The following is an 8,845-nucleotide window of genomic DNA, read 5'->3' on the forward strand; positions in this document are numbered from 1 at the left end:
GCCCAAGGCGTGGCTGGATCAGAGGCCGTGGCATCCAGTGCGGCGCAGATTGCAGGCCCGGCCGTGAGACGGCCCTGCAACGGGCTGCAGACCATGTTGCTACGGCGCGCGGCGAGTTCTGCGGCGGCTTTCGCCTCGGCCGAGACTGCGGGTTCGGGGGACAACAAGCCTTGCACAAGGGCCACGGCCGCAGCGCCGGTGCTGGCGGCCGAAGGCAAGGCAACGCGGTGCTGCTGACCCGGTGTGGGGTCGGTTTCGCCTTCGGTGACCATCCATGTCGTGGCGTCGATTTGTTCGGCAATCATGGGGATGACCTCAGCTGAAGGTGACTTGGAAAGTGCGCGCGGCACCCGAGCGATTTTCGATTTTGAGAACCCCGGCTTGCACCGCGATGGTGACGTAAGTGTCGGTGCCGGTGGTGCCCAGCACGTCAGTCGTGACCACGTTCAGGAAGGCCGACAACCCGGCGAAGGCAGTACCTTTGATGATCTGCAGCGTGGTGCCCGCGTCGAAGTAGATCTGCCCTGAGAAGTCGGGCAGTGGGCTCGCGGTCGCCCCGTTGCAGGTGATATCGGCAAAGCCGCCTTGGCGCGGTGTAGTGATGATGCCGACGGCATCGTCGGCAATGGTAATGGCCAGCGCGCCGGTCGCGTTGCCCGCCAAGGTCCAGACGCCAGCGGCACTCAACTGCGGCAGGGTTGCCCAAGCGCTCCACAGCCCGGTGCTTTTCGACGAGCGGAAAAACACCGTGCCAGATGCCGAGAAGGCGATTTGCTGTTGCGAACCGTTCTGGGTGACACCCGCGAACTTGGTCATATGCAGCACCACACCGTTCGCCACTTCTGGCGCGCCGGTGGCGGTCGAGGCCCAGAAGAACAACCCGGAGACGCGGTTGGCATCCAGATCAGTCAGCGCGGTGGGTCCAGTGTTGTTGATGCCCCAGCCGAAGCCTCCGACCTTCATCAGCCGACCAGCCGTTGCGTCATCAAGGGCGGATTGCATGGCGGTGCCGGTGATGGCCAGAAACGCCGCAGCATCGCTGCCCACGGCTCCAACCGTGACCCATGCGGTGCCGGTGCAAACAAGGAGCGTTGATTGGCCCGCCGCGAGAGGGACGGTCGAAGCCCCGTTGATCAGCTCGGCCGCGTTGGGGTCCAGCGTGATGATACCGCTGCCGCCATTGCGGATCAGCAGCGAAAACCCCGTCCCGGCCGTCGCGGTGGCGGGCAAGGTGAGCGTCCAGGTGTTGGAGCAATCCAGCACCTTGCCACGGTCGCCCACCACCACGGTATAGGCGGCTGTTTTGGCCACAATGGCGGCACCCATTGCCCCCAAGCTGGCGAGAGCGGTCGCGGTCAGACCGTCAGCGCCCAGAAGGCCGGACAGGAAGTCGCGCAGGCCGGTCAGGGCGGTTTTGAACTGGCCTTCGGTGACGCCAGAGCCGGTGAAGTCTGAAGAGGCGGGAAGTGCGGTCATTTAGCTGCTCCACATCGGGTTGGCGTTGGTGGTCCACATCGCGGTGGCGTCGGTGTTCCACATCTGCGGGATCAGGGTGCCCAAGGCAGCCGCCATCCATGGCCCGGCCGTGAGGCCAATTCCGCGCACCCGGATCAGGGTTTGGGCGGCAAACAGGAGGGCGATGACATAGTTTGAGGCAGAGGTGTCGGCGGTGCGGGTCCATGTGACGGTTGGATCGAACGGATCGATGCCCGAAGCCATCTCGATTTGGTAGCTTTCCGCTCCCACGGCCGGTCGCCACGCCAGCACCGCGCGGCTGTTGTCGCCGGGAATGCGGCGGGCCATCAAACCGCTGACAATCGGAATCGTAATCACACGTGGCAGGACGCTGGTTTTGATCGGGGCGGCGGTGACGCCGGTGTCAGCGGTATGCACAGACGGGTCTTCGGTCACGGCCTCGATGCCGACCTCGTAAAGCCCGCGCGGCTTGATTGAAGTGACTTTTGCGAGCGTGCGCCACGTCTCGGCTTTGCCAAACACGACGTGCGTCCGCTCGCGGTCAGAGCTGGTGTAGGGCGTCATGTCGGGCGTATCGGTCAGCACCACGATCTCGGCAGATGGCCCTGCGGTCACCAGCCACGGCCCGCTGACTCCGCCATTGGCCATGCGCATGCCGATGTAATAGCTGCCCGCGCCAAAGATCATCGGTTCGGTCAGGGTCAGGCTACGCGTGGCAGCATCCCACGCCACCGCTTCGGCATGGGCACCCCAGCCCGGCATGTCGTGCTGGATCGCGATCAGATCGCCGATCGAGGGAATGAAGCCCTCCATCTCGGTCGCAAAATGCACCAGGCGGCGGCGGTATTTGTTCGCGGCCGCATGATAAAGCCCCTCGCGGTAGACCTGCTCGCGGGTGGTGGCACCAAAGAGTTCCATCTTCACCGGCCGGGCCAGCGCACTGCCCGCAAGCGCTGCCTTGACCCGGCGCGGTGACCATTTGACCTCATCGAAGTAGGATACATCCAGCGCGTCGGCGGTCTGCTCAGAGGCCAGCAGATAGTCGATGGAGAACGATCCCTTCTTGATGTTGCGCATCGAATAGAGCGCCACCGGCAGGGTCTGCGGCCCATCGCGCACCACGCGCAAGCGCCCGCCTTGCATGAAGATGCGGGCGCGGCCGACAAGCGCGATCTTAGAGACCGCCTCCCACCAACTGGCGGCGGAATCGAAGCGGCCGTTGAAGGTATCGCTGCGTGCAGACCACAGCGCATCGAGGACTAGAAGCGCCGCCAGATCAAGCCGGGAGTCGGGCAGGCTTGCACCGTAGTCCGTGTTGCGGGCGGCGTCCGCGATGGCCCAAGCAATCGACCTACTGGCGACCGGCGCGCTCCAACTCACGCCATTCCAGACCGGGACTTTGCGGGTGCAGACCACGCCTACGCGGCGGCTGGCTTGGGCCGAGAGGTTGTTGGTCGCCTTCATCCGCATCGCGATCAGCGTGACGTTGCCAAAATCCTGTGTCTCGGCGAGATAGCAGCGCAGGCCCGCCCAGATCATCTGATGGCCAGTGTTGGCGGAGGTCGATTTGGCATCGATGCGGTAAGCCCGAACGCGGTAGCGCCCTGCCCCGGCAGGCACGTTGCAATCGTAGGACATTGCCTTCGGCGTCACCGTGCGGTCGGTCACGATCTGGCCGATGACATTGAACCAGGCGCTGGTGGGCAGGCCGTTGTCATCGACCTTCCGGGCCTGAATGACCAGATGCGAGCTGATGTCCTTGGGGTTGCCGCTGCCGTCCACATCGTAAAGCCCAAGCGGCCAAATGATATCGACGGCAAGGCGGCGGGCAAGCGTGCCTGCATCTGACGCGATAAAACCGTCGATGCCGCCCACTACCGTGCGGATATACATCGTGCCCGAGCCAGAGCCGCTGGGGGCGACCACGGTGAAGGTGTCAGCCGTGGGCACCGTGGCGATGGCATAGATCTCGGTGGGCGCATCGGCGGTGGTGGTCGAGAGCTGCACCGCCTGACCCACTGCCCGGCCGTGGGCGGTTTCCGTCACGGTGATGGTGGTGCCCGACCGGACATAGGTGCCCTGTTTGCGCCCCGGCAGTTCCTGCCCCGAGACTTCGACAGAGGAGATTACATTGGTCGGGAACAGCGTGACTTGGCCATGTGGGGCGATGACCTCGTAGGTGATCTCGGAAAAGTTCGAGATCGGCGTGTCCTCGATGCGGATCTGCTCGATGTCGAATTCGCCGCAGCCAAGGCAGAGCAGCTGATAGAGATACTGATCGTTACCTGCGTATTCCGCGTAGGGCTGCGCCGCGAAGTCCGGCCAAGCCAAAAGGCGGCCATATTGCACCGGGATCGCCTGTTCAATGCGCGCAATGTTGCCCTGCGCACCGATGGCATAGGTGGGTGAAGCTGAGGGCAGCTGCTTCGGTGTCGGCAGTGGCATCAGGGCGTTGATCGCGGCTTGGCCGACCAGCATCGCCCCTAAGCCGACAGCGTTGCCCCATGTAAAGCTGCCAAAGATCGCGGTGCCCGCGAGTTCCGGGCCAAGCAGCAGCGCGCCAAATTGCGGCGCAAAGACCACCAGCGCAAGGCTCAGAAGCATGCGCAGCGGATTGCTGCCGCCCTGCCCGCCGCCGCCACCGCGCGGCAGAATGCAGAACACCAGCTGATCGCCGGGCCGCATGCGACGCCGCCATTCCGATCGCAGAATCGGCCGACCATTCAGGATGGCAATGCATGGTGCCGAGCCGGGCGGGGCCAACCGGCTCAAGCGCAGCGGGCGACGCACCTCTTGCACCACACGGCTGCCGAGCGGATCAAACGGATTGTGGATGGTCAGGCAGTGGGCTCTCATGGCACATCTCGGTAATAGGTGCCGACGATGCGGTAACCCAGATCAGCCAGCCGCGCGGCCGGAGTGAAGATCGCACCCGCCCCTTCAACGCAGTGCAGCACGCCGCCCAGGCAGAGCCATATCCCGACATGGCAGGGCAAAGCACCCTTCGCCATCATCACACCGTCGCCCTCGTCTGGGACCGACACTTCGATCCAACCGCGCCGCTCGGCCGAGTTTGAAAGTTCGCGCCGCGTGGCGCGCGGATCGGCGCCATCGATGTCCACCAGCGGCACGGTGATTCCAAAACGCTCTTGCCAGACCAGCGCGCAGAAATGCCAGCAGGTGAAGCTGCGGCTCCACGGACGCCCGATGTAAGTGCTCGCCCAATGCGCGGTCATGGCTGCAACCCCGGAAAGGATTCGAGATCATAGTCGAGCTTGGGAAAGCGCAGGTTCACCAGATCGGGAAAGCCCGCCGTCGCCTTCAGCCGGAACGGGTTAGCGTTGACCGTGATCAGGGTCAGTTCCATCGGCGGGATGTTATCAGGGCCAATGCTGAGCGTGTCCGACAGATACGAGCGATAGATCGCCGTGATTGGCTGGGCGGTGACCACGGCGAGATCAATCTGCGCCAGAATTTCTTGGCTGACGTTGTCGATCTCGATCGTGCATTGCGGCAGCCCGGTGCTGGTTTGATCGGGTGGCACGATGTCGAACGCGAAGGCGACGAAGGTGACGATTGCACCGGCGTCCCGTGCGGCCCCCGCCTCGATGCGCGCGTCGAGTGCGTTGAAGTCACGCACCACCCGGATCGGCTGGCTGAACGCCGGATGCCAAAGCTCCAGCGTGTGGTAAATCACTTGGTTCACCGGGGCCGAAGCATAGGCCTCTTGGATCGCGGCAGAGAGCGTCGGATCAGGCATCGTCGCCTCCGTCCTTCGTGGGATACGCTAGGCTGTCAGCAATAGGGGAATCACTATGTCCGACATCCTCACTTCGAAGATGGAGCGTGGAACGCCCCAAATTTACCGAAATGCCAGCGCTGGTGGTGTTACTTTCCGTGTCGAATTTGTCGGCACCGGTTGGGTGGAGTTCTCGGTCGCACCCGGCGCGCAGTTCACCGTCTTGGGGCTGGATGACGTAATCAACATAAACATCGAGCGTTACGACGCCCCCGGTTTGAGAGCAGTCGGCGACCCGGACACGGAGACCAGCAGCCGCTGAGATATTGAGGACCATATCAGGCATTGCGAACCTCCATTTGGGCGGTGACATCCCAATTCAGCGCAGGGCCAGCACTGGCTTTAAACGGTCCCTTAAAGCGGCCTTCAACGAACTTGAAACCGCCTCCGACAGCGATGGGCATCTGCACCCAAGCCGTGGTGCCAGCGGCTCCTGTCACCTTGCCATCGCTGCCGGTGCGCAGATGCAGATCAAAGCCGGTGACCATGCGCGCGCCGACTTCCGAGACGCCCAGACCCCAAGCTGCATTGCCCGCATAGCTTGGATTGTTCGACGCCGAGAGCGCGCTGATCCGCATTGCAGGCGCGCTGCCGCCACTGACGACTGGGGCGGTCAGGGTCAGTCGCCAGTAACCGTTGTCACGCGGCTCAAGCATTCGGCTCACCAGCCCGCTTTGCACGCCCAGCACGCCATTCGCCAGATCTACATCGGTGAAGCACTGCGCCCCGGCGCGGTCAAAGAACGAAAGCCGCGCCCAGTTGCGGCCTGCGGCTTTCAGCGTGGCCCGGCAGAGCACCGTCTTGTTGGCCTCTGCCAATGGCAAAGCCAGCTCGGCATGATGCAAGCCGTTGGCGGCGGTCTCAAACAACCCGTCGACAATAGCACCATCGGGCGACAGGCCGGTGCCGATTCCGCGCGTTGCATTCAGCCAGGACCAGCCCGATAGGCTCTCGCTGTCGCCCGCAAGGCTCCACGCCTCATCGTTCCACCAAGCCCGGAACGCGGCGAACTCGGCGTCGGTCATCACCCACGCCATATCGACCAGGTCATTGCGGGCGAACGTGATACGACGGACGCGCTGCGCGCCGACCTCCATATCGGTGCGCAGGGCGGGGTCAACCGGCGACAAGCCAAAGCCGGGCATGGAGGGCGTGGGCAGAACATCGGGCCAGCGGCGCATTATCGGCCCACCCGTGAAAGACCGTAGGTGTTGGACATGGAGTCAGGAATAGGCCCCCGCCCTTGGGTGATGTCCCCAGCGATGGCAGTTCTAACCATTTCGATCATAACCTCGATGATCCGGTCGCCGCCTTGCGACCGCTCGGTCGATGAGGCCTTGGTGCCAGCCGGTGTGCTGATGTTGACGATCATATTGCCCCCGCCGCCGCCCGAGGCGCGCACGCCGAGCCTGCCGCTGCCGTCGCGATCAAGCGGCAGGATCGCTTCTTCGCCCGCCTCACCCATCAGGCCGACGCCTTTGGCAAATGGAAAAAACGTCGGGCGACTGACGACTGTACCGGAATAAGCCGAGATGCCGGGGCCACTGTAAACACCGCCAGCTGCGTTCGCTTCCACCGCTGTACCGCCCGACAAACCGCCTGTGATGCCACCCAACAAGCTGTCGATGAACGGCGTGATGATCGACTGCGTGAACCGTTCCGCCGCAATCGCTGCCAGTTGCTGGATCACGAAGTTTTTGAAGTCGGCCATCGCGGCCTTGCCTTTTTTGGCACCCGACAGGAAATCCGCAAACCCCTTCTCGAAGTTCGACGACAGCCTATCCGCGAGACCGGCGCTCGCCTCGTTCAAATCTCCGACCAGCCCTTTAACTTCGGCGCGCCATTTGGCAACGGCAGCCGCTGCCTTCGGCCCTGCCGCATCGGCCACCTTTTCCAGTTTCGGGATCAGATCTGCGATGCTATTGGCAGCTTGGTCTTTTGCCGAAGCGATGGCCTTGGTGCCCTCGGCGGTGCTCATGAGTCCAAGGCGGACCTTCTCATGGATGCCCGCGACAGCGTTCTCAAGCTTTTCGAGCGCGTCCTCTGCCGCCTTGGTCAGTGCGTTGAAACTATCGGGATCGATCTTGGCCGCACCCCCGCCGCTGTTGACGCCAGTGGCACCAGCTGTCTTTTTAGGTCTGATAGGCCGATGAAAGGTGCCACCGCTGGCCTGAATGTCGCCGTTTGCCAGCGCGTCGAGTCCTCCGGGAATTCGTTTAACCGCAGCACCGGCCGCAATGTCTGCGGCGGCTGAAGCTTTAGCTGCCGCAGCATCCCAGAGCGTCGCCGCCAATGTAGCGGCATCTCCAATTGCGCCGGACAGCCAACCCGACCCTGGTGCAGACGAAGCGAGCGCCATCATTGCCGAGTAGGCCCCCTCAATGGCGACACCGGCCTGAGTTGCCGCATCAACAATTGAAAAGGTGCCAGCTTCCAACTCACGCGTTAGTGCCACCTGATCAGCGACAAGCCCCAGAGCCGTCGAAATTTGGGCAATCAGTTCCTGTTCGGCTTCAGACACACTTCCATCGGCCATTGCCAGCGCATTAACAGTCTGCAGCATCTGGGTGAGGGTGGACAACTGGGCATCTAAATCACCGTTCGAATTCGCCAGCTCAGTTTGCTGATCAACAAACGCCGCCGTTAGTTCCCGCGCACTGGCCATTGCTTCCCTGCCAGCATCCGTGAACGCCATAAAGATGTTCGCGTCAAAGAAGGCCGCAACACCGGTCCTTGCCTCGCCGCCGCCGCCAGATCCGAACAGACCTGCAAGCGACGTGGCCAACCCGTCAATGCTGCGCTGCGCCTCATCTGCTTTCAGATTGGCAATGAGGTCAAAGGCGCGTTGAACCGCACCAGACGCTTCGCCGAACTTCTTCGTCAAATCATCTGTGCTGATATTGATGTTCCCGACCGCAGTCCTGAATTCATCAATCTTGCCCGCCGCGAAGTCGATCGCATCTCCGACACTTTTGGTTTTTGTCCCAAGGCTGTCAAATGCCGACATCACCAGCGGCAGTGCGATTCCGGCCAAAAGACCTGCAGCCATCCCAATGGTGCCAAAGCCGAGGCCGATATCGGGCAACTGGATCGCCAGCGCTTGCACGAAATCGCCTGTGGCCATCGTCTGCTGCCCGACTTGCGACAGCTGCATGCCCATTTGGCGTGCGCCATTGCCAGCAAGAATTGACCCCGACTGCACCCCTGCGAGCTCGCGCTTCAGCGCCATCACTTCTGGTGTCGCCTCGCGTACGCCCACTTCAATCGCTGGGCCCAGCTTTTTGCCTTCAACGGAGGCTTCAGCGGCAGCTGTGCCGACGCCTTTGATTTCCGCCTTGGTCGCCGCCAGCGCGGCCTTGGCCTGGTCATTCTTGACCCGGAGTTCCATTGCGGCGGTCATATCCATCAGCGGCCCTCCTCAGGCTCAAAGGCAGTGCAAAGCACCGTCATGGTCGCCCCGTGTCGAGGCCTTAGGTTTCGTGGTGTTGCGCAGCCAGTCGGCGACTTGCAGGCTGTCGCGAGTCACAGCAAAACTGATAGCTGCAATGGCGCGGGCGTCGTCTTTTGCGT

General features: G+C 62.8%; 8 protein-coding genes. 1 reads left to right on the plus strand and 7 read right to left on the minus strand.

Translation table 11 applies throughout. The features are described from left to right. The 5 genes from AKV04_RS10500 to AKV04_RS10520 all read right to left on the minus strand — a co-directional run. Window positions 1–305, minus strand: a 305-nt coding sequence (locus AKV04_RS10500) for a hypothetical protein (protein ID WP_156317476.1), incomplete at its 3' end; no start/stop codon positions are given. Between the two features lie 10 nt (window positions 306–315). Continuing rightward, window positions 316–1,476, minus strand: a complete 1,161-nt coding sequence (locus AKV04_RS10505) for a hypothetical protein (protein ID WP_054006390.1) — start codon at window positions 1,474–1,476, stop codon at window positions 316–318. After that, a complete protein-coding gene (locus tag AKV04_RS10510) occupies window positions 1,477–4,332 on the minus strand; it encodes a host specificity factor TipJ family phage tail protein (RefSeq protein ID WP_054006391.1) in 2,856 nt (951 codons plus the stop codon). Further along, window positions 4,329–4,712 (minus strand): hypothetical protein, encoded by a 384-nt coding sequence (locus tag AKV04_RS10515; RefSeq protein WP_054006392.1) that lies wholly within the window; start codon window positions 4,710–4,712, stop codon window positions 4,329–4,331. Before AKV04_RS10515 ends, AKV04_RS10510 begins: the two co-directional genes overlap by 4 nt. Beyond that, window positions 4,709–5,236, minus strand: a complete 528-nt coding sequence (locus tag AKV04_RS10520; RefSeq protein WP_054006393.1) for a DUF1833 family protein — start codon at window positions 5,234–5,236, stop codon at window positions 4,709–4,711. Before AKV04_RS10520 ends, AKV04_RS10515 begins: the two co-directional genes overlap by 4 nt. Before the next feature lie 55 nt (window positions 5,237–5,291). Here AKV04_RS10520 and AKV04_RS10525 point away from each other — a divergent pair, with 55 nt between their 5' ends. Then, window positions 5,292–5,537, plus strand: coding sequence for a hypothetical protein (locus AKV04_RS10525; protein WP_054006394.1), 246 nt, complete (start codon window positions 5,292–5,294; stop codon window positions 5,535–5,537). Window positions 5,538–5,553: 16 nt separating this feature from the next. Here AKV04_RS10525 and AKV04_RS10530 read toward each other — a convergent pair whose 3' ends face one another. Continuing rightward, window positions 5,554–6,456, minus strand: coding sequence for a phage head spike fiber domain-containing protein (locus AKV04_RS10530; protein WP_054006395.1), 903 nt, complete (start codon window positions 6,454–6,456; stop codon window positions 5,554–5,556). Next, complete coding sequence (locus AKV04_RS10535; protein WP_054006396.1) at window positions 6,456–8,681, minus strand: phage tail tape measure protein; 2,226 nt, start codon at window positions 8,679–8,681, stop codon at window positions 6,456–6,458. Before AKV04_RS10535 ends, AKV04_RS10530 begins: the two co-directional genes overlap by 1 nt. Between the last annotated feature and the right edge of the window lie 164 nt (window positions 8,682–8,845).

It is taken from the genome of Cypionkella psychrotolerans, from assembly GCF_001294535.1.
GTDB classification, from domain to species: Bacteria; Pseudomonadota; Alphaproteobacteria; order Rhodobacterales; family Rhodobacteraceae; genus Cypionkella; species Cypionkella psychrotolerans.